General features: G+C 38.0%; 21 protein-coding genes and 1 rRNA gene. 9 read left to right on the top strand and 13 right to left on the bottom strand.

What is annotated here, in order from left to right:
• The first annotated feature begins 6 nt into the window (after positions 1 to 6).
• The 6 genes from GJU32_RS18725 (at position 7) to GJU32_RS18750 (ending at position 7,586) form a co-directional block, all read left to right on the top strand.
• Positions 7 to 921: an EamA family transporter gene (locus tag GJU32_RS18725; RefSeq protein WP_155593445.1), complete on the top strand. Its 915-nt coding sequence runs from the start codon at positions 7 to 9 to the stop codon at positions 919 to 921.
• Positions 922 to 1,120: 199 nt separating this feature from the next.
• Positions 1,121 to 2,212 carry an extracellular solute-binding protein gene (locus GJU32_RS18730; protein ID WP_155593446.1) on the top strand — a complete coding sequence of 364 codons (1,092 nt, stop codon included), beginning with the start codon at positions 1,121 to 1,123 and terminating at the stop codon, positions 2,210 to 2,212.
• Positions 2,213 to 2,295: 83 nt separating this feature from the next.
• Positions 2,296 to 3,366 carry an ABC transporter ATP-binding protein gene (locus GJU32_RS18735; RefSeq protein ID WP_155593447.1) on the top strand — a complete coding sequence of 357 codons (1,071 nt, stop codon included), beginning with the start codon at positions 2,296 to 2,298 and terminating at the stop codon, positions 3,364 to 3,366.
• A 12-nt stretch (positions 3,367 to 3,378) separates the two neighbouring features.
• On the top strand, positions 3,379 to 5,100 hold the full coding sequence (locus GJU32_RS18740) for an ABC transporter permease (protein WP_155593448.1): 1,722 nt from the start codon (positions 3,379 to 3,381) through the stop codon (positions 5,098 to 5,100).
• A 27-nt stretch (positions 5,101 to 5,127) separates the two neighbouring features.
• Positions 5,128 to 6,642 carry an argininosuccinate lyase gene (gene argH, locus GJU32_RS18745; protein ID WP_155593449.1) on the top strand — a complete coding sequence of 505 codons (1,515 nt, stop codon included), beginning with the start codon at positions 5,128 to 5,130 and terminating at the stop codon, positions 6,640 to 6,642.
• Positions 6,630 to 7,586 carry an N-acetylglucosamine kinase gene (locus GJU32_RS18750; RefSeq protein WP_230875093.1) on the top strand — a complete coding sequence of 319 codons (957 nt, stop codon included), beginning with the start codon at positions 6,630 to 6,632 and terminating at the stop codon, positions 7,584 to 7,586. The genes argH and GJU32_RS18750 overlap by 13 nt, the downstream gene beginning before the upstream one ends.
• A 488-nt stretch (positions 7,587 to 8,074) precedes the next feature.
• Here GJU32_RS18750 and GJU32_RS18755 read toward each other — a convergent pair whose 3' ends face one another.
• The 4 genes from GJU32_RS18755 to GJU32_RS18770 all read right to left on the bottom strand — a co-directional run bounded on the left by GJU32_RS18755 (position 8,075) and on the right by GJU32_RS18770 (position 11,882).
• Positions 8,075 to 9,370, bottom strand: a complete 1,296-nt coding sequence (locus tag GJU32_RS18755) for a transglutaminase domain-containing protein (protein ID WP_155593451.1) — start codon at positions 9,368 to 9,370, stop codon at positions 8,075 to 8,077.
• Between the two features lie 99 nt (positions 9,371 to 9,469).
• Positions 9,470 to 10,606 carry a transglutaminase domain-containing protein gene (locus tag GJU32_RS18760; RefSeq protein WP_155593452.1) on the bottom strand — a complete coding sequence of 379 codons (1,137 nt, stop codon included), beginning with the start codon at positions 10,604 to 10,606 and terminating at the stop codon, positions 9,470 to 9,472.
• Positions 10,607 to 10,824: 218 nt separating this feature from the next.
• A complete protein-coding gene (locus GJU32_RS18765; protein ID WP_010857552.1) occupies positions 10,825 to 11,085 on the bottom strand; it encodes a metal-sensitive transcriptional regulator in 261 nt (86 codons plus the stop codon).
• 83 nt (positions 11,086 to 11,168) lie between these two features.
• Positions 11,169 to 11,882, bottom strand: a complete 714-nt coding sequence (locus GJU32_RS18770; protein WP_155593453.1) for a glycosyltransferase family 2 protein — start codon at positions 11,880 to 11,882, stop codon at positions 11,169 to 11,171.
• Positions 11,883 to 12,280: 398 nt separating this feature from the next.
• On the opposite strand from GJU32_RS18770, the gene GJU32_RS18775 reads away from it, so the two are divergent.
• Positions 12,281 to 14,221 carry an SEL1-like repeat protein gene (locus GJU32_RS18775; RefSeq protein ID WP_230875094.1) on the top strand — a complete coding sequence of 647 codons (1,941 nt, stop codon included), beginning with the start codon at positions 12,281 to 12,283 and terminating at the stop codon, positions 14,219 to 14,221.
• Positions 14,222 to 14,267: 46 nt separating this feature from the next.
• Here the strand turns inward: GJU32_RS18775 and GJU32_RS18780 are convergent, their stop codons facing one another.
• The 6 genes from GJU32_RS18780 to GJU32_RS18805 all read right to left on the bottom strand — a co-directional run bounded on the left by GJU32_RS18780 (position 14,268) and on the right by GJU32_RS18805 (position 19,322).
• Positions 14,268 to 14,672 carry a hypothetical protein gene (locus tag GJU32_RS18780; protein ID WP_155593454.1) on the bottom strand — a complete coding sequence of 135 codons (405 nt, stop codon included), beginning with the start codon at positions 14,670 to 14,672 and terminating at the stop codon, positions 14,268 to 14,270.
• Between the two features lie 73 nt (positions 14,673 to 14,745).
• Positions 14,746 to 16,119, bottom strand: a complete 1,374-nt coding sequence (locus GJU32_RS18785; protein ID WP_155593455.1) for a HAMP domain-containing sensor histidine kinase — start codon at positions 16,117 to 16,119, stop codon at positions 14,746 to 14,748.
• Positions 16,116 to 16,787, bottom strand: coding sequence for a response regulator transcription factor (locus GJU32_RS18790; protein ID WP_155593456.1), 672 nt, complete (start codon positions 16,785 to 16,787; stop codon positions 16,116 to 16,118). The genes GJU32_RS18785 and GJU32_RS18790 overlap by 4 nt, the downstream gene beginning before the upstream one ends.
• 72 nt (positions 16,788 to 16,859) lie before the next feature.
• Positions 16,860 to 17,957 carry a DUF1648 domain-containing protein gene (locus tag GJU32_RS18795; protein ID WP_155593457.1) on the bottom strand — a complete coding sequence of 366 codons (1,098 nt, stop codon included), beginning with the start codon at positions 17,955 to 17,957 and terminating at the stop codon, positions 16,860 to 16,862.
• A 4-nt stretch (positions 17,958 to 17,961) separates the two neighbouring features.
• Positions 17,962 to 18,357, bottom strand: a complete 396-nt coding sequence (locus tag GJU32_RS18800; protein ID WP_155593458.1) for a GntR family transcriptional regulator — start codon at positions 18,355 to 18,357, stop codon at positions 17,962 to 17,964.
• Between the two features lie 71 nt (positions 18,358 to 18,428).
• Complete coding sequence (locus GJU32_RS18805; protein ID WP_155593459.1) at positions 18,429 to 19,322, bottom strand: LysR family transcriptional regulator; 894 nt, start codon at positions 19,320 to 19,322, stop codon at positions 18,429 to 18,431.
• Positions 19,323 to 19,451: 129 nt separating this feature from the next.
• Here GJU32_RS18805 and GJU32_RS18810 point away from each other — a divergent pair, with 129 nt between their 5' ends.
• Positions 19,452 to 20,117, top strand: coding sequence for an O-methyltransferase (locus tag GJU32_RS18810; RefSeq protein ID WP_155593460.1), 666 nt, complete (start codon positions 19,452 to 19,454; stop codon positions 20,115 to 20,117).
• 275 nt (positions 20,118 to 20,392) lie between these two features.
• On the opposite strand, the gene aceB is transcribed toward GJU32_RS18810, so the two are convergent.
• Positions 20,393 to 21,991 carry a malate synthase A gene (aceB, locus tag GJU32_RS18815; RefSeq protein ID WP_155593461.1) on the bottom strand — a complete coding sequence of 533 codons (1,599 nt, stop codon included), beginning with the start codon at positions 21,989 to 21,991 and terminating at the stop codon, positions 20,393 to 20,395.
• 112 nt (positions 21,992 to 22,103) lie between these two features.
• Complete coding sequence (aceA, locus tag GJU32_RS18820; RefSeq protein ID WP_155593462.1) at positions 22,104 to 23,387, bottom strand: isocitrate lyase; 1,284 nt, start codon at positions 23,385 to 23,387, stop codon at positions 22,104 to 22,106.
• 214 nt (positions 23,388 to 23,601) lie between these two features.
• On the opposite strand from aceA, the gene GJU32_RS18825 reads away from it, so the two are divergent.
• Complete coding sequence (locus tag GJU32_RS18825) at positions 23,602 to 24,273, top strand: LytTR family DNA-binding domain-containing protein (RefSeq protein WP_155593463.1); 672 nt, start codon at positions 23,602 to 23,604, stop codon at positions 24,271 to 24,273.
• Positions 24,274 to 24,498: 225 nt separating this feature from the next.
• Here GJU32_RS18825 and rrf read toward each other — a convergent pair.
• Positions 24,499 to 24,614 (bottom strand): 5S ribosomal RNA (rrf, locus tag GJU32_RS18830).
• Positions 24,615 to 24,773: the final 159 nt, after the last annotated feature.

The following is a 24,773-nucleotide window of genomic DNA, read 5'->3' on the forward strand; positions in this document are numbered from 1 at the left end:
TAATAGATGAAAACAAATTTTATTTACCCTCTTTTGATTGTCATTGCTTCTAGTAGCTATGGTATTTTGTCGACTATTGTCAAAGTAGCTATGCAGCATGGCTTTACATCAGCAGAGGCTGTATCAAGTCAGTATATTATTGGCTTTATACTCGTATTAGCCATTTTTATTTTTACAGACAGAAAATTACCAAAGCCGTCCAAAAAGGGCTTACTTATTTTAATTTGTGCTGGTATTTTTACTGGAACGACAGGTATAGTGTACGGGGAATCTTTGAAGTATCTACCTGCTTCTCTTGCAGTAGTCATGTTGTTCCAATTTACATGGATTGGATTGCTCATTGATTGTGCCCTTCATAAAAGATTACCAAGTCGACCTGAAGTGATTTCTATCATAATTTTATTTGTAGGAACCATTTTAGCTGCTGGTGTATTAAATGTAGATTTAAGCGGCATCCCTATTCAAGGTTGGCTATTTGGCTTTGCAGCAGCCGTTACCTTTGCCTGCTTCATTCAATTCAACTCTCGACCTGTTGAAGGTGTTACTACCACATCAAGGGTATTATTCGTTTCCTTTGTAGCTCTCATCATGATCAGTATTTTCCTCAGCCCTGAAGTTATTTGGAACGGCAAATTATTCATGCAAGGCCTGTGGAAATATGGACTAGCACTTGGACTTTTAGGTATCATTTTACCGATTTATTTATTTTCAATTGCTATTCCTAAAGTTGGTGGTGCACTTGCTTCCATATTAAGTGCCATCGAATTACCCGTTGCCGTAACAGTTTCAGTTATTGTTCTACATGAACCTTTAACTGTTGTACAAATCATCGGTATTATTCTCGTTATTGCTGGTATGATGTTGCCAACTATCATTGCACAACGTCAGCAAAAAGACAGCTTATTAGAAGCACATTCATAAATCGACAAAAAACTCCTTAAAAATGGATTGATTCCTTTTTGTGGAGTTTTTTTGAACTTTACTGAAATGCCGTTGCTAACGGTTTTACACTTCGCTATGATGAATGCAAATGTAATTTTTTAATAATTCTAACATTAATGTTATCCCTTCGTATTATACTGCATTATGCAAGTACCTTACTTTAAGAAAGGGGAAGAGGATGAAAAAAAACCACATTCTTGGTTTTTTCCTAGTGCTGATGCTTTTGGTTTTAGCTGCTTGTAACGAGAAGGATAAGCAAAATTCTACAAATGATGCAGAAAATAATGACAAAACATCTGAAGTAGCAGCTACAACACCATCAGGAAAGCTTGTAATCTACACAGGACGTGACGAAGAAATGGTGCAAAATGTGATCGATCAGTTTAATGAAAAGTACCCAGACATTGAAGTAGAGTTTTTAACGATGGGCGCTCAGCAAATTTTGGAACGCTTACGTGGCGAAAAGGCCAATCCACAAGCCGACTTTTGGTGGGGTGGCACACAATCAGCGCTCATTGTTGGTGCAAAAGAAGATCTATTGCATGCATGGCAGCCTAGCTTTATTGATTCCATTGATGTTGCACATAAAGATGCTGAAGGACGTTGGATTGGGGAAATGCTGCTACCAGAGGTCATTATGATTAATAGTGATTTACTGACAAAAGAAACAGGACCACAGGATTGGGATGACCTATTAGATCCTAAATGGAAGGATCAAATTTTAATTCGTGGTGTTCTTGCGTCAGGTACAATGCGCACGATTTATTCCTCTATGATTGTACGACAAGGTAAAGATTCACCTGATAAAGGCTATGACTGGTTATTACAATTAGATGCTAATACAAAAGAGTACACACAAGACCCTAATGCTTTGTATTTAAAGCTCACACGCCAAGAAGGTAGTGTCTCCTTATGGAATTTACAAGATATTTTATTAAAGAAATATACGACAGATTATCCTTTTGACTATATTTATCCACAGAGCGGAGCACCTATTTTAGTAGATGGTGTAGCTGTTGTGAACAACGCTAAAAACCTAGAAAATGCGAAATTATTTGTAGAGTTCTTATTTGAAAAAGAGATGGTGACACAATTAGCTAATGATTATTATCAAATTCCTACACGTTCGGATATTGAGAAAGCTTCCATGCCAGAATGGTACCAGGAATTAGATTTAAAAACATTCGATATTGATTGGCAGCTAATGTCTGACAAAGAAGCTGAGTGGATGGAATATTGGGATAACAACATAAAAGGGCGCGGTAAATAGTATTGACGGTAAAAATTCGGCTCATATAGCGGATTTTTACCTTCCTGGATCATCCCTATTCTTTGTTAGAGAGGAGTTTATGATTGAGAAGTGTCCGAATCGAGAATGTCTCGAAGCAATTTGGTCAAGTGTATGGTGTGAACGATTTAAATCTCGAAATAAAAGCAGGTGAATTTTTTACTTTTCTCGGTCCTAGCGGCTGCGGCAAAACAACTACATTAAGGATGATTGCAGGCTTTTATTACCCTACTAAAGGCAAAATTCTTTTTGATGATCGAGATGTCACTCGACTTCAGCCAAATAAACGTAATATCGGTATGGTATTTCAAAATTATGCCCTTTTCCCTCATATGACAGTTGATGAAAATATTGCATTTGGTTTACAAGTTCGCAAATTTTCAAAGTCTGAAATTATGCACAAAGTTGATCGAATTAGAGGACAAGTACATCTAGCAGCTTACGGCAATAGAAAAATAAATGAACTATCTGGTGGACAACAGCAACGAGTTGCTTTAGCTAGAGCACTGGTGATTGAGCCAGACATTTTATTACTTGATGAACCTTTATCTAATTTAGATGCTAAATTACGCGAGGAAACACGCATTGAAATCAAACGAATTCAATCTGAGCTTGGTGTCACAACGATTTATGTTACCCATGATCAAATGGAGGCAATGGCTATGTCAGATCGAATTATGGTCATGGAGAATGGCTATATCAAGCAAATTGGGACCCCTCAGGAGATTTATAATCAGCCAGTAGATCGATTTGTGGCTAATTTTATTGGTGAAACCAATTTAATTGAAGGCACAATACAAGCAATTAATAGTGAGGATGTTCAAGTGAGAACAGTAAATGGACATATGATTACTGGGCGAAAGCAACAAAGCTCTCCGGCTGTAACGCATATGATTGGAGACAAAGTGTTTATTTCAATTCGACCGGAGTCTATTCATCTAGGTGCTGGTGATAATACTTTAACAGGGAAAATTACTTTTGTTGAATTTACAGGTATTAGCGTTAATTACATTGTAGATTTTACTGCGTTTTCACTCAAAGTAATGATTATTAATTCTTATGACCAAATAAAGAAGATCGGTGATGACATTACAATTAATATTGCTCATGATTCACTGTATTTTTTAGGGGAATAGGAGGAAGCCAATATGGAAAAACAGTCTGTCAATGCTTCTGAAGAAAGTGCGTGGACACGTATTTTTCATTCCAATTGGTTTGTCTATGTTTTAATATCGCCATTATTTTTAGTGTTGTTCGCCTATGTGGTTTATCCCTTCTATCAAACATTTATCCAAAGCTTTGCTGGTGATGAGGCTTTCTTTCACTATAAGAAATTTTTTGATATAGCTAGTCCAGCAAATTTAGAGGCTTTGTGGACCAGTGTCTATATTTCGATAATCAGTGTGATTTGCTGTGCAATTGTTGGGGTAACGATGGCCTTTTTACTTGAACGTTATAATTTCCCAGGAAGACGAATACTTTCAATCTTAGTATTGGTTCCTATGGCACTTCCTCCCCTAGTGGGTGTGCTTTCCTTTTCATTTTTGTATGGGGATAGTGGTATTTTCCCTCGAATCTTTCAACATCTATTCGGCTTAGATCATGTTCCATTCTCATTGAAAGGGATTTGGGGGGTTATCGTCGTTCATACTTTCACGATGTACACCTATTTCTATTTAACAGCATCTGCAGCTATCAAAGGGCTAGATCCTGCTCTTGAAGAGGCTGCAACTAGTCTAGGCGCAGGGCGTATACGAGTATGGACAAAGGTTATTTTACCAATGCTCACACCTTCCATTGTCGCCTCTTCCTTATTAGTATTCATGATTTCTATGGCTTCTTACACGGCACCGTTAATGTTTGGTGTAGAACGTACAATGACGATGCAAATCTATTTATCACGTACGAATGGGAACCTTGAGATGGCCGCAACACAGTCGATGATTTTATCTTTCGTGTCTATCACCTTTTTAATCATCATGCGCTGGTATCAAAATCGGCGGAATTATCAAAATCTCAGTAAAGGGATTAGTGTTCATCGTTCTGAGGTAACCTCTAAAAAAATTAAAATTGTGGCAACAATCTCCTCCTTTATTGGCACATTAATATTGCTATTACCTATATTAGTTCTACTATTAATATCCTTTTCTGTTGATGGTGCTTGGAAGACACAAATTCTCCCGACTGACTATACGATGGATCATTATATTGCACTTTTTACTGATGAGCGCACATGGCGCCCTATTTGGAATTCTATTCAAATGGGTGTCGTCGCAACAATAGGCAATATTATCTTTGGTGTCGCCGCTGCTTATGCTATGGTCCGATTAAACTTTAAAGGGAAAACGTTACTCGATATTTTGATAATGGTGCCTTGGGCTTTACCAGGAACTGTTGTAGCGGTCAATTTAATCGCAGCTTTTAGTACAGAAAGTATTTTTAGTTTTAATCAAGTATTGATTGGTACATTTTGGATTTTGCCATTAGCCTATTTTATTCGACATTTACCACTTGTTTTTCGTTCGACATCCGCGTCTCTCGTACAATTAGATCAATCGATTGAAGAGGCTTCTCGTGGCTTAGGCGCTAATTGGTGGTATACATTTAGACGTATTGTTGTACCTTTAACATTCACCGGGATATTAGCAGGGACACTTCTAGCCCTAGTGCAAAGCTTTGGTGAGTTCGTAGCATCCATTCTGATTTACAGTACATCTACTATTCCATTATCTGTAGCGATATTCCAAAAATTATACGCATTTAAATTTGGGACCGCCTGTGCTTATGGTGTCTTACAAATTTGCTTAATTTTAGTTGTCCTTATTATTTCTGAAAAATTATCAAAAGGCAGCGCTGGTACAGCCATATAACTGCCAATCTATTAGGGGGCCATTACAATGTTTGAAGATTTTCGCAACAAAACACAGCAAGAAGATGGGATGATATTCCCTTCTAACATCTATCGAAAAATTGTTTTACAGCCAGCTTATGATGAGGCGAAGAAAAACTTTTTAACAATCATGCTACAAATCAATATTGCTCATTTAAAAATGTTAGAAGAACAAGGACTCGTAAAAAAAGATGAAGCTAAACAAATTGGGACCGCTCTAAAAAAAATAGACTTAAATTATTATCGTTTAGAGGATTACAGTCCCCAATATGAAGATTTATTTTTCCGCATTGAAAATAAATTAATAGAGCTTGCTGGTGATGTTGCAGGAAATCTTCACATTGGAAGAAGTCGTAATGATATGGGCATCGCCATCTATCGAATGACGTTAAGAAAAAAATTATTACTATTAATGCGTGAATTACTAACATTACGTGGTGATTTAATCGCTGCAGCAGAGGAGCATGTGGACACTATCATGATTGGTTACACACATACTCAGCAAGCTCAGCCCACAACCTTTGCTCATTATTTAAAGGCTGTCATCGACCAGCTTGAACGGGATTTTGAGCGTATGCAGCACGTCTATAAAACTGTCAATCGTAGTAGTATGGGAGCTGCCGCCTTAACAACAACAGGCTTTAATATTAGTAGAGAACGTATGCGCGATTTGTTGGCATTTGACGATATTATCGAAAATGCATGGGACGCCGTTGCAGGTGCAGATTACATTGCAGAAGCCGCAAGTATTGTACAGCTCGCTGCACTCAATCTTGGTCGTACGTCTCAAGATTTTTTATTATGGGCAACTCAGGAGTTTAATGCATTTACACTAGCAAGTCCGTATGTGCAAATAAGCTCTATTATGCCTCAAAAACGTAATCCGGTTTCAATAGAACATACACGTTCATTACTATCTGCGGTTGTTGGAGATGCAGGCACTGTATTACAGATGGTACATAATACACCGTTTGGAGATATCGTAGACACAGAGGATGATATGCAGCCTTATTTATGGCGTGCCATTGACCGTTTAATTGGTATTTACAAATTATTTGGCTCTCTTGTTGTCACAATGGACGTGAACAAGAAGAAATTAAAAAATCGTGCGGAGAATAGCTTTGCCAATGTTACAGAGCTAGCTGATACGTTAGTGCGTTCAGAAGGGATATCATTCCGTCAAGCACATAGTATTGTTAGTAAATGTATTAAAGTTCTACTTTCTCATGGTGAAGAATCACTAGCTAGCCTTACATGGGGCCTTGCTAATACGCAATCTAAATTAATTACAGGCAAAGAATTAAGTATCTCTGAAGAGGACTTTTATAATACGTTAAAACCAGAATCATTTGTTGGTGTTCGAACATTATTAGGTGGCCCAGCTCCGGCGACAATGAAAGCAGCCCTTGAACATTCAAAAATGAATGCCCACAACCTTTATGAATGGGTACGTTTAAAGGAAAGTACTATTATTGAAGCGGAAAAGGAATTAACAGCCTTTCTAGAGGAATGGAATCAATGAAGCAATGGTTACTGATTATTGACGGCGGGGCAACAAAAACGGCGTGTGTGTTAGTTCATACTGGAGCTGGTGAGATTCAATATTCTACATCAACTACGGGCTCGAATTATCAAGCGATTGGTGTTGAATCAGCTACAGCAATATTACAAGGACTTTTAGCAAATATAGAAACATTTTTGCTAAAACACCCCCACTCCCAAATTGCTGTGGCTACTTTTGCATTAGCTGGTATTGATTCTCCTAAGGATTATGAAATAGTAACCGGAATTGTTCAAAATGCTCTAGCCGCTACAAAGCTACAAATCGATACACTTATTATTGAAAATGATGCTGAAGCCACACTACTAGGCGTGACTGCTGGACAGGCAGGTGCATTACTCATTGCTGGAACGGGAGCAATTGCCTACGCCTATGATGGGCAACAAATTGTACGTGCAGGAGGCTGGGGTCATCGAGCTGGCGATGAAGGCAGTGGGTTTTGGTTGGGGCAAGAGGTAGTAAGAGCTATATTTAAAATGGAGGATGGTCGTGGTGAGCCAACTATTTTAAAAGATGCTGTCTACCATACTTTAGGTATACAAGATGTAACGGAGCTTGCTGAATGGTTATTTCAACCTTCTTATACAAATGCACAGCTGGCTAAGATGGGTTCATTTGTAGCAAAGGCAGTCGAACAAGAAGATGCTTGTGCCATTCAAATATCACTACAAGCAGCTCATGAATTAGCACTTCTAATAAGGGCTATATTGAAAAAAATTGGCTATCAGAAGGGAGCGTTCCCACTTTATTGTAATGGTGGTGCCATCAAGCACAATCCGCTCATCTTAAAAACCTTTATAGAGAAAATAGCATTAACCTATCCTCAGGTTGACATCAAGCTATGTCAGCAACCACCTATTATTTATTTAATTGAACGGACAAAAAGGGCATATGACTGTTTATAAGTCATGCCCTTTTCTTAGTGCTGAAAAACAAAACTATCAATAGAATTTTTGTGGAAGGTGAAAATGGATTTCCGTTGCAGGCTACTTGCTTTCCTGTGGGCGAGCGTCGAGCTATCCCACGGGAGTCAAGTAGCCCTCCACTCCACCACAAAAGTGTTTTGACGAATAAAGTGAAGATGTTCACTTATTGATCGTTGTTGTGACTCATCACTTCTCCACATTGAAAAAAGGAGCCTATCCTTGCTCTAATCATACAAATAATGAGCTATTTTGTTTACTTCGGCTAGTATGAATGAGAAGGTAAAGACACTTTTGCACATGGTTGATTGGAGTGGAGCCAGCATCACAGCCAAGATCCTGGAGCGAACGCAGTGAGTGAAGCGGATCATCGGACGCCCCCTGTAAAGGACACTGGCTGAACGGAAATAACCCCCTCGCCTTTCAAGATGGCTGTTTGTGCCGTTGACATCACCTTGTCTTAAGTTAAATTAGAGAGCCATTCTCTTCAATTCATCCGTTGTAAAATAGAGATAGCCATCCTTCAAAAATAAATCCCTCGTATCCTCATTATTTAGTACCTGTTCCCCAGTACCATCTGGACGAATTTTTGTTAAATATGCCCCTCGAGAATAATTACTAAAGAAGAGCCATCCATCTGAATAAACGATGTATTGTGCTCGCGAATTCGTTACTCGTTTCGTCTTACCAGTTGTCATATCAAGCACATACAACTTATTGTCATCTGAAATGTTACTAAAATATAATTGATCGCCAGCCTGTGCGGGGAAGTCAATATCATGATAATAGTTATAAAGTGTGCTTGTTGCCTTTGGATAGTCTTCAGCAATCCATGTGTGATCTTTGGCCATTGTACGATCATCAACTAAAAAGTATTGGTAACGTATTGCACCTTTGCGATCTGGTACTGGATCGTTCCATGTCGTATCGAGATGGTACCATTGACCATCCAGCTTTACTAAATTCCACGCATGTCCCTCTTGACCGACATAGCCCACAATATACTTTGTTTCAATACCCAGTTTTTGAAGCATTGAGTGAGCAAGTAAAGCATAGCCTTGACATACTCCTCCATGCTCTGCAAGAACGGTATAGGCACTATGAGGACTAGAATTGGTTTGATCTGTATAGGCTGTATTGGCAACAATATAATCATTGACAGCCCGTACTTTTTCAACTTCTGTCATAGAGCCTTTACTGATTTTAGCGATAATTTCTTGGACATTCATCTCCACATAAGCCGCCTGCTCTGGGGTCATTAAATAACTCTGTTCTCCAAAAATAGTCGCTTTATTACGTCCGTATTCAAAACGAATCGAATGTTTACTAACATGACCGTAAACATAATCATCTCGTTTGATAGCTTTGTTATAGGCTTCTTCTACAATTTGTTCAATTCGTTGTGTATTACCTTTATATTGAATTTCAAACTTCGGTGAAAAACTACTATAATACGAATACATCGCATCAGCCATTTCCTTAGCATTCGTAACAACTAACTTCGTTTCTGGTTTCTGAATTGGTGGCGCTTTAGGTGCTACCTCCGCTTCATGTACATCTTCTATAGGTATGGCTGTTTCTATTGAGGCATCGTCTGAAAGTCTAGCAGTAACATCTACGATTTTCTCTTTTGTTGAAAGAAGCATTGTTTCTATTTCGTCATTATTTGTCCAATCCACCACCTGCTGAACGACTGCCTTACCAGCCATATAAATGGGATCAATAAAAATAATAATAATAGCAATAATAGCTAATTTCTTCCACAAATTCCTCACCTCCAACCGTCTTCTTTTCATTATATACAAAACAAGCACAAAGAACTCACTGAAGGGTCCATTTGTGCTTGTTAATATTTGTTTGTTGACCTAATTAATTTTAAGTCTATGTTCTTTAGCATTACTATTATACATTAAATAATTGTCACTAATCTTTAAATCCGTTACTGGCTGCTTGATCAACACTTCAGCTTTTAACGTTTTTAAATCTAGCTTTGTCAAATACCCACTGTTACTGTAATCACTATAGTATAGATACTGATTAGTTCCCGTGATATACAATGTACGTTTATCCAATACCTTTAATTTTTTTCCACTTGTCATGTCCAGTTTATACAATTTATCGTTATCAGCAGTATTACTAAAATATACGATATTATTTAGCTGATACGCAAAATGAACATTGTTCATATAGCTGTATTTTGTACTTGCAGCAGTAGGATAATCTGTCTTCACCCAATTATGATCTTTGTTAAGCTGTGCATCCGTCACTAAAAAATAATCATATGATGCAGCACCAATGCGATTTGGCACCGGATCATTCCATGTTGTATCTAAATGGTACCATTCTCCACCTAACTTTACTAAATTCCAAGCATGTGCTTCGTTCCCATTAACAAAACCAACAACATATTTTGTCTCGATCCCAGACTGCTCTAACATTGCTTGTGCAGCTAATGCATAGCCTTGGCACACAGCTTGTCCCTCAAATAATAATGCATAGGCACTATGTGGACTTGCCTTTGTTTTCGTCCCGTACATAGTATTGGATACAATATAATCGTTAATAGCCTTTACTTTTTGGAACTCTGTCATAGAAGGCTTGATAATATTTTTAAGTATTTGACTAATCTTTTTTTGTACGGCTGTTTCTTGTGTTTGATTTGTCAGGTATTTTACTTTATATGTTACATTACCTAAAGAATCTGCGGACATCGTGGTACTTTCCATATGTCCACTTGCATAAACAGCTTGTTGTTTAGCTTTTTCAAAAGCATCCATCATGTCCTTCTTGAAATCACCGAGTGGACCTGTGTACGTAATTTTTATGTCAGTCTCAAAATTTTTTATATGCTTTACAAGCTCTTTTGTAAATTGATCCCATGTTGATACTGACGAGTTAGCTACTACAGGATAAATTGGGAAAGTATTTTCTGTTTGCTTTGCATAGGCAGCAGTTGGGCTTAACATTAATAAAGTAGCTCCACATAACAACCATTTTTTCATAACTAATCACCTTCCCTTTGAATCTATCGTTATTATTTAGCATAACAAAGAACGTAGTGACTAAGCTATCATACAAGTTCACTAACTAAGACTTTTAACTAAAAATTTATTACATTAATAGCGGTATAAAATACCCAATAATTAAATATAAGTATCGAATATAACTATTTTTTTGCAAAAAAATAAAACTCACCAAAACATAGTGAGTTTTATTTCTATTACCTACTTTTCACAACTAAATTAACCGCCTCCTGAATGACCTCATTCATTTTTTCGCCATCCCCTTCAGCATTTTGTACACATTCCAATAAATTTGTACTTACAATAACACCCACTGTTCGGTCTACAGCAGAGCGAACTGCTGATAGCTGTGTAATGACTGCCTTACAGTCCTTTTCTTCCTCCATCATCTTCAAAATACCACGTAGCTGGCCTTCCATCCGTTTTACACGATTTTTCACTTGATCTGAATATTCCATACATTGCTCCTTCTTTCTATACTCGCTACGTTCTAATGAGTAATCGTTATTCTTTATCCTAGCTCATTATTTCAAATTTAAACCTAGCCGTTGCTATTCCTAGGTTTCAAATAATTCATAAGCATTCTCGTAATAATGGTACCAGCACTTGATATTTCATCATACTGGATAATCGTATTCTTCTTTATACGTAATTGACCAATCTCTACCTCAAATATTGGACACTTTCTTTTAAGTGCCGCAACTAGCATATTTGTATCATAATCATAGCGTTCGCCTTTTACCTTCATCAGCCAAGGCAGCTCATTTATCGAAATGTAACGCAAACCCGTTTGTGTATCCATTAATTTCCGATGATACAGTAACTCAAAAAACATGCTTGTTGCACGATTTCCCCAATAGGAAAGAAATGTACTATCTGCTGAGTGGAAATTACGTACACCTAGCACAATACCTTCTGAAAACACCTTTGTCATCGTTAACACAAGCTTAACATCTTGTAATGTATGCTGACCATGCGCCCCTACTGTAAGAACACCATGAAACATTCCTTTTTGCTCTCGTATATATGCAAAGGCAGTCTTCAATGCGCGACCTTTTCCAATATTGCAATCATGCTGGAGTACTTGGCAGCGATCTATTTTATTTAGATCTTCAAAAATATCTTTATATTTTTGATCACTCCCATCATTGACAATGACAATTTGTGTAATGGTCGTTGCTAATAATTGATGTACATAGGTAATGAGTGATAGTTGTGGATTGTATGCTGGAATAATAGCTGCAATATTTTTCATTTTGCTCCCCCACCTATAGGCTGACAGGCTCTCCGTATAACGAATCTCCCTTATATCAAATAGTATCACGTAACAGGAACAATTCAACTGATGAATCCCATTAAAACTTATCAATAATATCGATATTTCTCCGATATATGAAAAAAGAGATTTTTATCTTAATTCAGCAAAGGTATTTTATACGAAAGCTACTAATTCAGTTTTTCCAGTGGTCCGAAATAGAGGAACACCTTCTAAAAGCGCCACGTCCTGCGTTAATGAATGTGTGACCAACATCATGTTGCTCTAAAGCCCCGCGGGTGTAACAGATTTTTTCCATCTAACACGAAAAAATCCGGACATATTGTTTATCTGCGCGAAAGCAAAGCGTCAGCGGCTATTACTCCGAGGCGTAATTGATGAAAGAGGTGAGTTCTATCGTCTTGCATTACGAAACTCTTGAAGAACAATGTCAGAAATTAAAGCGGCTATCCCTCACAAAATTAGCTAAAAACTTACAGGATGCTAGTTGGCTTGCCATTTCAAACCCAGCACTATCTTTGCAAAAGTCTCTTCTTGTATTAGAGGATATTTTGTATGAGATTTATCAGTTGGAAATGCATGCTGAACCAAAAATAAAAAATGTTCGAATGCTATTAAATAATCGAAGTTTTGTAGCACAAATTCATCCTCGTCGTATTTACTTATTAATGAATTTAGTTCATAAAATGACAAGTCATACTAGTAATGAAATTGTGGAAGCCAAAGCGGCAAAAATTGTTCTCGATTATCTTAGTGATATCGTTGAATGGTTTATGAAACGCTATGATCGTAGCTTTAGGTCTCCTAGCATGTCTGCTCATACTGCAGAGGTTCTTTCGATAGTTGATAATAATATACTCCAGCATGAGCAATCAACGGAAGCCTATAAACATGCAGCCAACTGGTTTGAATCTGCAGCGCAAAATGGTGATGCAAGTGCTCAATATAATTTAGGGGCTCTTTACAATCATGGGCGAGGTGTCAAAAAAAATTATGCACTTGCAAAAATGTGGTATGAACGGGCTGCCGCACAAAATGATGCCAATGCTCTCTATAGTCTTGGTGTACTCTTTCATCTAGGACAAGGTGTTGTGCAGGATTATATGGAGGCAGCACACCATTACCAATTAGCTGCCGATTTAGGGAATGCAGATGCACAGTACAATTTAGGTGTGCTTTATAATCAAGGCCGGGGCATGTCGCAAAACTTTCATGAGGCAGCCAAGTGGTATACCTTAGCTGCCAATCAAGGTAATACAAGTGCTCAAAACAACCTAGGTTTCCTTTATCATAATGGCACAGGTGTCAAGGAAAGCTACGAGGAGGCTATTGTTTATTTTGAAATGGCTGCTTTGGCGGGCGATGCAAGTGCCCAGTATAATCTCGGCTATATGTACCTTAAGGGCCGGGGTATTTCTCAAAACCTTGAAGAAGCTGCAAAATGGTTTCATATGGCCGCTTTACAAGACCATGTAAATGCAGAATTTCAGTTGGCAATGCTCTACAATACCGGTCAAGGAATCTTGAAAGATCATATAGAAGCCTTAAAATGGTTCAAGTTAGCCGCACATAAAGGACATTTAAATGCACAATATTGTCTTGGCCTACTATATGAAAAAGAACAGGATATTGTTTCGGCAGAAAAATGGTTACTGCTAGCTGCAGAAAAAGGGCATATTAGTGCTGGCTTCGAGCTTGGCCGTATATATGTATATCAGCTACAGCAACCAGATAAAGCATTGTCGTATTTTAAGGCTGCGGCCGAAAAGGGCTATGCGGATGCGCAGTACGAGCTTGGTCTACTACTGACATCAGGTGCAGGTGTTGTTGTTAACTATCCAGAGGCCGTTAAGTGGTGGAGGGCCGCAACGGATCAGTCACATATTCAAGCTGAATATCAATTAGGCTTATTATATGAGCAAGGATTGGGTGTTACTATGGACCTTGAAGAGGCACGCAGATGCTATCGACTAGCTGCCATTCAAGGACATGCAGGTGCACAATATCAACTTGGTAATTTATTTGACAAGGGCAAAGGTGTAAAGCAGGATTACACAGAAGCTGCTAAATGGATTGAACAGGCTGTGGCACAAGGACATATAAAGGCACAATACCAATTAGCACAAATGCATAGCCATGGACAGGGAGTACCAAAGGACTTTTCAAAGGCCGCTCAGCTTTATAGGCTAGCTGCTAATCAAGGGCATCAAAAAGCGCAATTCCAGCTTGGTATGCTCTACAAAAAAGGGCATGGTGTAGCTCAAGATTATCAAGAGGCTACAAAATGGCTGAGACAATCACTTGAAGATATTAAATAAACATATAAAACCTACCGCATCACGAATTGTGACACGGTAGGTTTTATTAGCTTTCCATATACTCTTGTTGCTTAATCATGAAAGTTATTACAATAAATAATGCAAAGCTGATTAATAACGTAGTTCCACCTACAATAAAGAAGACTAATGTAAATGTGCTACCAAAATTAAATGGATTTATATTGTAGAACCACATCCCTAACGTTAAACCTAAAACACCAAGAATAGCAGTCCAACCATGAATGGTTACTAATTTTTGTGATTTCACTTTGAAGGCTCGATAAAAAATACCCCATGCAAACATACTCAGCCAACCGACAAGTAATATGTGCGCATGTATCGGTCTATACTCGTAACTACCTGAACCTGACATATGTGACCCTAGATACGTTCCGATAAAAGCAAAAATCGCAGCTAATCGAATAAGGCGTATGCTCCATTTTTGTTCCATACGATAACTCCCCCTAAGCTTGTTTATATTAAGTAGCAGTTTATCGTGTGAACATGAACTTTACATGAACTCCTCATGACAAAGTTGGTAAATGGATATATACCTTTGTACCAGCATTCATCTCGCTTTCCATCTGTACAGTGCCTCCATGTAGCTCTACAATTTGTTTGACAATCGCTAGTCCTAGCCCCGTTCCTTGCTTTGTTCTGGAGGCGTCTGCACGATAAAAACGGTCATATACTTTTGCTAATTGATCTGTAGTCATACCTATACCGCTGTCCTCAACAAGAATTCCAAGCGAAGTAGGGTTCTTCTGTAGCTTTAGATGTATCGATCCACCCTCTACATTATACTTAATGGCATTTGTTAACAAATTATCCCATACATTTTGTAAAAGCCCTGCATCGCCATCATAAATAATTTGCTCTAGCTTGTATGATATCTGGAGCTGTGCCTCTTCAATTTGCCAACGATATTTTCGCACGGTTTCCTTCAGCTGTTCATCTAATCTGTAGGGATCACGTTTTACGATTCTAGTTGATTGATCAAGCGATGTTAATAATAACAATTGCTTGGTTAATGTAGAGAGGCGTTTTGTTTCGAGCTCAATTATCGCTGCATATTCCTGTCTTTCCTTCTCAGTCAACAAAGGGTTTTTAAGTAAGTCAACATAGCCTTGAATATTTAACAAGGGCGACTGAAAATCGTGTGATACATTACTAATAAATTCTTTTCGTACACGGTCATTTTCCTGTAATTTCTCTGTCATCATATTAAAGCTTGTAGCTAATTGACCAATTTCATCTGCACGATCAATATCTAATACTGTATCGAACCTCTCATGTGCAAGCTGTTTAGTTGCCGCAGTTAGCTTTGTAATCGGTCGAATTAATGCTTTAGCAAACAGTAACATGGCAAGTAAACTCAGTACTATCATAACCAACATTAATCCTGCAAGTATCGTGTGCACCTCAGAAAACAATAAGCGAATGTCAGGTCTTATGAACAATGCGTAGGGTCTGTTGTCATAAGTAAATGGTACACCTATTGTATTAATTAGTTCGTTAGCAAAAAAACCTGTCACAAAGGTTTCTTTAGGGAAGTCTCGCATACCATGATAGATTTCTCCATGTAAAACATGTTCAACAACAGACGCTGACAGTGCTTTATCACGATATTCCCCACCAAAAAAATGTCCTTCCTCACCAGATGTCACATAAACTTGGTAGCCAATTTCGCCTAATGTCATCAAATAATTGTTTAAATCATCAGGCTTCGCTGTCTCAATATAATGCGCAATATCCTGAGCGATGTTGACGTTTTTAGTATCATTTTTTTCTTTTACCACTTGATGATAATATGTATTCGTCGCTAAAAAACCAATACATAGGCTGCCAATCATCACGAGCATTGTCGTCACAACAAATTTACTGTATAAAGTCTTCATGTTGTTTCCTCTAGCTTATAACCAACACCTCGCACTGTTGTAATCTCAACAGCTGTGTCATAGCTTTTTAATCTTTCACGTATCCGCTTCACATGTGTATTCAAGGTTTGCTCGTCACCATCATAGTCATAGCCCCATACTTGCTCCATAATATAGCTACGAGTAAATACTTGATGGGGACGTGACGCTAGCAAAGCTAGTAATTCAAATTCTTTCAAAGGTAATATGAGTGTATCTTCGCTTATTACAACTTCAAAACTTCGGCGGTCAATTACTAATTTTCCTACTTGAATGGTTACTTGATTTTTTTTATCCAATCTACGTAATATGGCTGCTATACGAAATAATAACTCTTTTGGTTCAAAGGGCTTCACAACATAATCATCTGATCCTGCTAAAAAGCCACGCTCTTTATCCTCTAGCTCGCCTTTTGCCGTTAATAATAAAACAGGGATGTCATAATCTTGTGTTAACATTTCGGTTAATGTAAAACCATCCATTCCTGGCATCATTACATCTACAACAGCTAAATCAGGCAGATTCCCTTCAAGTAATGTTAGTGCTTGCTGTGCATTTTCCGCACGTAACACTTGATAACCTTCTCTTGTTAAATAAATATTTACTAGCTGTAAAATATGAACATCGTCATCGACAACAAGAATCTTCATCTGCTTACCTCCAGTCAATAAGAAAAAATCCGCCCACTTGGAACGAATTTTTCATCTCAAATCATTATTATTTTATAACGAAAATATAGAAATCAACAGCAATACGAGAAATGGTAAGCCAATGACAATATAACCCCTAGGATTAGCAAGGTTCATGGTCCAACCTACCCCAAATCGTTTCTCTACAAAAACAGAAGGATCTTGTCGATTCATATAAATTAAGCCGCCCTTCCAATAGCGATCTTCATCTATGTCCATTACTTGTGAATCAATATTTGCTACATAACGCACTCTGTGTTTACGCTTTTTCAAAACATAAATAAATAGAGAGCCGATCAAAACAACTAAAAAGAAAATAAATACTGGTAATAGCTTATATCCTACAGTCATGGAAGGATAGATATTGCTTAGTTGTAACACTGTTAATAGAATTGTTAAAGCATAGCTTACCAACAAAATTTTCCAACTCATATATTTCCGCGTTTTTAGCTGATCCTCCAACGATTCATCTTTGCGATTTACAGCTATTTTTATAGCAGATCGTTTAATGGAGTCGGTAATTCCCCACATCATACATTGCACCATCAGCATAACGAGCGGCAGCGAAACAGCCGTGAAATACGTCTTGTTTCGCCAAGCATCCGCTTCTCCACTTGGCCCCCAATGTACTGCTATATCATTTGGCATTTGGTCGTAATGAAGCATTGTGTAAATCATTAAAAACACTGATATTCCTAAAGGTACCGCAAAAAATGACCAAGGAAGCATCTCATCACGGCTTCGTGCAGTTAAATCTACTGCCCTTACTTGTTTAATATTGACGCACCATTGCTCCTGCTTTTTCAACATTGATACCTTTTGATGATTTACCCAGTACAGTATCATACTTACTGTAAGCATGCTAAATAAACAGCCCATTAAAACCATACTTTGAAGGGATTCAGAAGGAGCTAGCATATTGTAACTAATAATCATAATGATTAAAAATACTATCCCAGAGCCCCCTACTAATTGGACATACTGTTTTTTCATCTTAGCTAAGACGGGATGCTTAATATTTTGATCAGGTACAGTGACCCCAAAAGCTATAGTCTCCCGTACAATATAAGGAACCACTATTTGCATAGCTAATGTCATGATGTAGATTGTTGTAAAAACACCAAGTAGCATTTTGCTACACTCCCTCTGCTGGTATTTGCAAATCAGCGAACACCTTTTTCATCATGTGCTCAATTTGTTCCACTGTTGCGCCGAGCACCATTCCTTCTGCCACAACAGGTTTCAAATTCTTTTCAATTTGTCGTAGTTGGTCAGGTGTCAAAGCTCTCTCCTCTGTCGAACTTATAATAGCTCCAGATTTAGGCCTGATGACAATAATCCCTTTGGCTTCTAATTCATGATAGCTCTTATTAACAGTATGCATATTCACACCTAAATCTGCAGCTAAAGCCCGCACAGATGGCAAGGTATCGCCTGGCTTCATTTCTCCTCTTGCAATGCCTTCAATAATTTGACGTGTCACCTGTTCATAAATAGGTACGTCAGATTGTGGCTCTATTTGAATAAACATGTTTATCAGCTCCATATTTGTTATATATCTAATATAACAAATTTACTGCATTTGTGCATGAGGTACACCTATTAAACAGGCGAACTCTTCATCGTTTTAATAAATTTTTGCACAAGTAAGCTTTGCTTTTCATTATTCCTCGTGCAAATAGCAATTTTATGTTTAACGGCCTGTATATCCTTTACATAAACCCTTGCCAATTGTCCGCTCTCAACATACTCTCTAACTGCAAGGGAAGAAATAAAGTTTGCACCATAGCCTGCCATAACAGAACGTATGGTTTCATTGATGCCATTAAATTGTAATGCAATTTTCGGTGGCTTCACCTGATATGTTTGACATAAGGAAAAAAGATGCTCCCTCATTGAACTCCCTTCTTCCCTCATAATAAATGGCTCCTGAAACATATCAAACAATGTAATGGTTTGATATGCATATCGATGATTAGGTGACACTACAAACCATAATTCATCCTCATATAGCTCCTCCCACCATATTTCTTTAGGCCTTTCAGAAATTCCTCCACCATAAATCGCAATATCAGCTTTAAAGTGAATAAGTTGTTCAAAAGCATCCTTCGTATTGGTAGTTGTAACCCTTAAACTCACATGTTCATGCGTTTCCTTGAAAGCAGCTGCCCATTTTGGAATTAAAAAATTAGCTGGCAGATAGGTAGCCACAATATGTAAATTCCCTGCTTTTGCAAGTCGGTAATCTTCTATAAATGATTCAATATGATGTTCAAGTGCAAGAAGATTTTGTGCTTTTTCTGCTAGAGCCGTACCGAATTCTGTGAGTACTACACCACGCCCTTGTTGCTTAAATAGCTGCACCCCAATTTCATGCTCAAATCGCTTAATTTGGCTTGAAACAGCAGGCTGACTAATACACAGTGTCTCTGCAGCTTTTGTAAAACTGCCTGTAGTAGCAACTTGATAAAACAATTTTAAGCCATGAATATTCATGATGTTACTCCCATTCATAATCTATAGTTATGTATAAATAATAAGAATATATTTTTATTATGATTCATTCTATCATACACTCTATTTGCAAGCTTGCACGTTAAAACAAAGAGAAATGAGGACTGTATAATGACAGAGTTACATGTTTGGCAAAACGTAGATGATTATTTTATGGATAAACTCCTACCAGAAAACAGCCACCTTAATGCTGTACTACAGGCTAATAAAACTGCAGGTATTCCAGAGATTGACGTGTCCCCGACTCAAGGAAAACTATTATATTTACTAGCTAAAATAAAAGGGGCAACAAATATTTTGGAAATTGGCACACTTGGAGGTTATAGCAGTATTAGCTTAGCTCAAGCCCTCCCTAAAGAAGGTAAGATAGTGACTTTAGAAATTAATGAAGCATATGCCTCAGTCGCTAGGCAAAATATTGAGAATGCAGGCTTTAAAGAAAAGATTGAGATTATGATAGGAAAAGCACTAGATACATTACCCAACTTGAAAAAAACAGGACAATTATTTGACTTTATTTTTATTGATGCCGATAAGCCAAATAATCCTGCTTACTTGAAGTGGGCACTAAAGCTTGCTAACCCAGGTGCTATTATCATTGCGGATAATGTAGTACGCAATGGAGCCATAACTGATGAAAGTAGTGAGGATGAGCGTGTCAGAGGCGTACAGCAATTTATGGATTTACTAAAAGAAGAACCTAGAATTGAAGCAACAGCTGTACAAACAGTTGGCGTTAAGGGCTATGACGGCTTTGTACTAGCCATCGTAAGCTAAATAGGAAAAATCCGCGTAAACTTGAAACAGTTACGCGGATTTACCTATAAAAGATGCCTTACAAGCTCCCCATCTAAGCTAGTAAGACATCTTTCACCCCTTAATATCTCTTTACTTTTATTAGTAGACCCCTTTTAATACGATCGTGCTCATCTCTTTAGATTAAACGGGAGAACAGACCCCGTTACGTTATGTTAGTGGAATAGGTTGGATTGAATCTAAGTACAATCCAATATTATTAGGAAAGTTTGAAATGTTCATAGTAGATTTGTATCTTACGCTAATTTTTCGTATCCAGGAAGCGTCAAGAATTCCGCAAATTCATCTTGCTCAATTAAAGATTTAAACAGTTCAGCAGCTTCGTCATAGCGACCACTGTTATAAGCTTGTTCCCCAACAGCCTCTTTAATTTTCTCAAGTTCTTCTTCCAGTATTTCTAAGACAAACGCTAAAGTAATGCCACGTCCATCATCCAAAACACCTTTTGGATGACGAATCCATTGCCATACTTGTGTACGAGAGATTTCTGCTGTCGCAGCGTCCTCCATTAAGTTATTAATTGGTGCAGCACCATTACCACGAAGCCATGAAGCCATGTATTGTACTCCAACACTACAATTAATGCGAAGACCCTCCAGAGTAATTGTCCCCTCTGGTACGGCTACTAAATCTTCCGCAGTAACGTGTACATCTTCACGTTTTTTATGAATTTGGTTTGGCGTTGTCATGATGGCATCAAATTGTTCCATCGCTGTTGCAACCATACCTGGATGTGCTACCCAAGTACCGTCATGCCCCTCTGTTGCCTCGCGGCATTTATCTTCTGCTACCTTTGCAAATGCCACCGCATTCGCCTCATCATTATTTTTAACAGGAATTTGTGCAGCCATTCCTCCCATTGCAGGTGCGTTACGCTTATGACATGTTTGAATACATAAAGACGTATAGGCCTTCATGAATGGTACAGTCATCGTTACTTGCCCGCGATCTGGTAAAATAACGTCAGCTTGATTGCGGAGACGTTTAATGTAACTGAAAATATAATCCCAGCGTCCACAATTCAGACCTGCTGAATGTTCGCGTAGCTCATATAAAATTTCATCCATCTCAAACGCCGCTAAAATGGTTTCAATTAATACAGTAGCTTTTATAGTGCCCTGTGGAATACCAATATAATCTTGTGCATAGACAAAGACATCATTCCATAAACGAGCCTCTAAATGGCTTTCTAACTTTGGTAGATAGAAGTATGGCCCTGTGCCTTGTGCTAGTGCATTTTTAGCATTATGGAATAGATATAAGCCAAAATCAAAGAAACTTCCTGAAATCGGCTCTCCATCTACAAGTACATGTTTCTCAAGCAAATGTAAGCCTCGTGGACGAACTAACAGCACTGCCGTCTCATCATTTAGTTTATATGTTTTTTCATTAGATGCTTGGGTAAATTCAATCGTCTTATTAATAGCATCGCGCATATTAATTTGACCACCTATCATATTTCCCCATGTCGGAGAAGATGCATCCTCAAAGCAAGCCATGAACATTTTTGCTCCAGAGTTTAGAGCATTAATAACCATTTTACGATCAACTGGTCCTGTAATTTCAACCCGGCGATCTTGCAGGTCCTTAGGAAGTGGTGCAATTGTCCAATCACCTTCACGAATAGACTTTGTCTCTGATAAGAAATCAAGTTTCTCTCCCTCATCAAGGCGTTTTTGGCGTTCTTGACGTACCTCCAACAGCTCCTTACGGCGAGCATCAAATTTTTCGTGCAGGGCAAGAACAAACTCAAGAGCTTCAGGTGTTAAAATCTCAATTGTTTGCTCATTTTGTTGTCCAACAATTTTAAGCTTGCCTGTCGTTGCTTGTTCCATTAGTTGTTTACCCACCTTTGCAATTTTAGTTTCGTCATCCTCCGCCTTAGGAGGAGCGGAGGAGACTACTCTATGATTATGAATTTAGGAAAACACGTAGTTAAGCTGAGACTTAAACAAACTGTTCAGTTTCAGTAGATCCTGCCATTGCCGTTGTAGAAGAAGTACCACCTGAAATAACTTGAGAAATTTCATCGAAGTATCCAGTTCCCACCTCACGTTGGTGGCGTGTAGCTGTATAGCCTTTTGATTCCGATGCAAATTCTGCTTGTTGTAGCTTAGAATATGCAGCCATACCATTATCCTTATAATCATGTGCAAGCTCAAACATAGAGTGATTTAATGCATGGAAGCCTGCTAATGTTACAAATTGGAAATTATAACCTAATTTGCCAAGTTCACGTTGATACTCTGCAATTTCTTCTTCTGAAAGATTTGCTTTCCAGTTGAATGAAGGTGAGCAGTTGTATGCAAGCATTTTACCTGGAAATTCAGCATGAATGGCTTCAGCAAATTCACGAGCTTCCTCAAGTGATGGTTTTGAAGTTTCACACCAAATTAAATCTGCATATGGAGCGTAAGCTAAACCACGAGCAATTGCCTGTTTGATACCTGCTTTTGTACGGAAGAAACCTTCAGGTGTACGCTCACCAGTAATAAACTCCGCATCACGTGGATCAATATCTGATGTAACCATATCAGCAGCATCTGCATCAGTACGAGCAATTAAAATAGTATCTACACCCATAACGTCTGTAGCTAAACGAGCAGCCACTAAGTTACGAACAGCATTTTGAGTTGGAAGTAAAACTTTACCTCCAAGATGTCCACATTTTTTCTCTGAAGCTAATTGATCTTCTAAGTGAACACCAGCTGCTCCAGCTTCAACCATCCCCTTTACAAGCTCAAATACGTTAAGAGGACCACCAAAACCTGCTTCTGCATCTGCAACAATTGGAGCAAACCAATCAAATTGATCTACACGTCCTTCAGCATGATCAATTTGATCTGCACGTTGAAGTGCTTGATTAATTCGTTTTACTACTGCTGGTACAGAATTGGCTGGGTATAACGATTGGTCAGGATACATTTGACCAGAAAGGTTTGCATCCGCAGCTACTTGCCAGCCTGATAGATAGATAGCCTTTAATCCTGCTTTTACTTGTTGAACTGCCTGATTACCTGTTAAGGCACCCAATGCATTAATAAATGGTTCTTCACGTAATGAATTCCATAGTCGAGTAGCACCTTTTTGCGCTAATGTTTGTTCCAGTACAACACTGCCTTGTAATTTAACAACCTCTTCAGCTGAATAAGTGCGCTCAATTCCAGCCCAGCGTGGGTTTTCAGCCCATTGTTTTTCTAAAGCTTCGATTCTTTCTTGACGAGTTGACATAGTGAAATTCCACCTTCCCCTTTGTGTACAATATACTCTGTTAAAAAACTTTTAATTTTCTGTTCCATAACAGTATTATTTGTTGTAAATTAATATATAACAGAGTAATTGAATTTTCACTATTTTTTGATAAAAGACCAAATTTTTAGGATGAAACTGCTTTTTTAAGCGATGAAATTTGGAAGACTGTTTACAAACAAGGGGGATATTCACAATGAATAATGAGTTAAATTCTTTCGCAAATGATATTTCACAACAATATATTGGCATGTTGAAAGACTGGGTTCCTGTTGATTCATCCATTGCAATTGCTGTTGAAAATGCTTATGTTTATTTTCACTCAGGTCATCAAAGTATTCATTTAGAAATAGGTCAACAAGTAATGACAGGGAGTATTGCGGAGCAGGTATTACGAACACAGAAAAAGACAGATGCAATATTAGATAATTCCCTATTTGGTACACCCTATTACGGCATAGGTTATCCCATATACATTCAAAATAAGCCTGCGGCACTAGTAGTTGTTTTACCATCAGCCTTCTCTACAAAAAAAGCAGAACCTTTTCAGTTTTTAACAGGAAAGCAAGAGGAAGAGTGGAATCCAGTAGCAATTCATAAAATATCTCATATAGAAAGCTTGCAGAAAAAAACATGGTTTTATGTAGAAGGCGAACAATTTAAAACGAGTATTACACTAAAAGAACTTCAATTAAGGTTGCCAACTTATTTTATCCGTATTCATAGATCCTATATTGTCAATATTCATTTCATAAAAAAAATGGCACGAGACTTAACGTCGAATTTTATTGTTACTTTAACTGATGGAAGTGAATTGCCAGTGAGTCAATCCTATATCAATAATCTTCGAAGTGCTCTTGAATTTTAAGTGTGAACGCTGTTTTTTATCTTGATTCACTTGTACCGAAAGCAACGCGTTAGGTACAAAGCTCTCTTCTCTATAGAGGAAAATGATGTTTATTTTGATGAATCAAGATAAAGCCTCCAGCGAATGTCACACACTTTGGATAGAATTTTTCTAGTTAACTTGAAATAATGCAATTAGAAGAAGAACGAAAAAAGACCAGAGAAATTATTCTCTGGTCTTTCAATTGCTTAGCGACGTCCTACTCTCACAGGGGGAAGCCCCCAACTACCATCGGCGCTAAAGAGCTTAACTTCCGTGTTCGGTATGGGAACGGGTGTGACCTCTTTGCCATCATCACTAAACTATGTTCGACCTTCAATACACGGCGTATTACTGTGTCTTGAAGCTCTCTTGAAAGTATTGTTCTTTCAAAACTGGATAAACGGTTCATTGAATGTTTCAAACGTTTTGGTTAAGTCCTCGATCGATTAGTATTCGTCAGCTCCATGTGTCACCACACT

The organism is Lysinibacillus cavernae (assembly GCF_009724685.1).
Classification (GTDB): Bacteria; Bacillota; Bacilli; order Bacillales_A; family Planococcaceae; genus Lysinibacillus; species Lysinibacillus cavernae.

Excerpts from the sequence above, each read along its gene's own strand:
- GJU32_RS18725 (WP_155593445.1), top strand. The coding sequence starts at position 7 with ATGAAAACAAATTTTATTTACCCTCTTTTGATTGTCATTGCTTCTAGT.
- GJU32_RS18730 (WP_155593446.1), top strand. The coding sequence starts at position 1,121 with ATGAAAAAAAACCACATTCTTGGTTTTTTCCTAGTGCTGATGCTTTTG.
- GJU32_RS18740 (WP_155593448.1), top strand. The coding sequence starts at position 3,379 with ATGGAAAAACAGTCTGTCAATGCTTCTGAAGAAAGTGCGTGGACACGT.
- argH (WP_155593449.1), top strand. The coding sequence starts at position 5,128 with ATGTTTGAAGATTTTCGCAACAAAACACAGCAAGAAGATGGGATGATA.
- GJU32_RS18750 (WP_230875093.1), top strand. The coding sequence starts at position 6,630 with ATGGAATCAATGAAGCAATGGTTACTGATTATTGACGGCGGGGCAACA.
- GJU32_RS18760 (WP_155593452.1), bottom strand. The coding sequence starts at position 10,606 with ATGAAAAAATGGTTGTTATGTGGAGCTACTTTATTAATGTTAAGCCCA.
- GJU32_RS18765 (WP_010857552.1), bottom strand. The coding sequence starts at position 11,085 with ATGGAATATTCAGATCAAGTGAAAAATCGTGTAAAACGGATGGAAGGC.
- GJU32_RS18770 (WP_155593453.1), bottom strand. The coding sequence starts at position 11,882 with ATGAAAAATATTGCAGCTATTATTCCAGCATACAATCCACAACTATCA.
- GJU32_RS18775 (WP_230875094.1), top strand. The coding sequence starts at position 12,281 with ATGAAAGAGGTGAGTTCTATCGTCTTGCATTACGAAACTCTTGAAGAA.
- GJU32_RS18780 (WP_155593454.1), bottom strand. The coding sequence starts at position 14,672 with ATGGAACAAAAATGGAGCATACGCCTTATTCGATTAGCTGCGATTTTT.
- GJU32_RS18785 (WP_155593455.1), bottom strand. The coding sequence starts at position 16,119 with ATGAAGACTTTATACAGTAAATTTGTTGTGACGACAATGCTCGTGATG.
- GJU32_RS18790 (WP_155593456.1), bottom strand. The coding sequence starts at position 16,787 with ATGAAGATTCTTGTTGTCGATGACGATGTTCATATTTTACAGCTAGTA.
- GJU32_RS18795 (WP_155593457.1), bottom strand. The coding sequence starts at position 17,957 with ATGCTACTTGGTGTTTTTACAACAATCTACATCATGACATTAGCTATG.
- GJU32_RS18800 (WP_155593458.1), bottom strand. The coding sequence starts at position 18,357 with ATGTTTATTCAAATAGAGCCACAATCTGACGTACCTATTTATGAACAG.
- GJU32_RS18805 (WP_155593459.1), bottom strand. The coding sequence starts at position 19,322 with ATGAATATTCATGGCTTAAAATTGTTTTATCAAGTTGCTACTACAGGC.
- GJU32_RS18810 (WP_155593460.1), top strand. The coding sequence starts at position 19,452 with ATGACAGAGTTACATGTTTGGCAAAACGTAGATGATTATTTTATGGAT.
- aceB (WP_155593461.1), bottom strand. The coding sequence starts at position 21,991 with ATGGAACAAGCAACGACAGGCAAGCTTAAAATTGTTGGACAACAAAAT.
- aceA (WP_155593462.1), bottom strand. The coding sequence starts at position 23,387 with ATGTCAACTCGTCAAGAAAGAATCGAAGCTTTAGAAAAACAATGGGCT.
- GJU32_RS18825 (WP_155593463.1), top strand. The coding sequence starts at position 23,602 with ATGAATAATGAGTTAAATTCTTTCGCAAATGATATTTCACAACAATAT.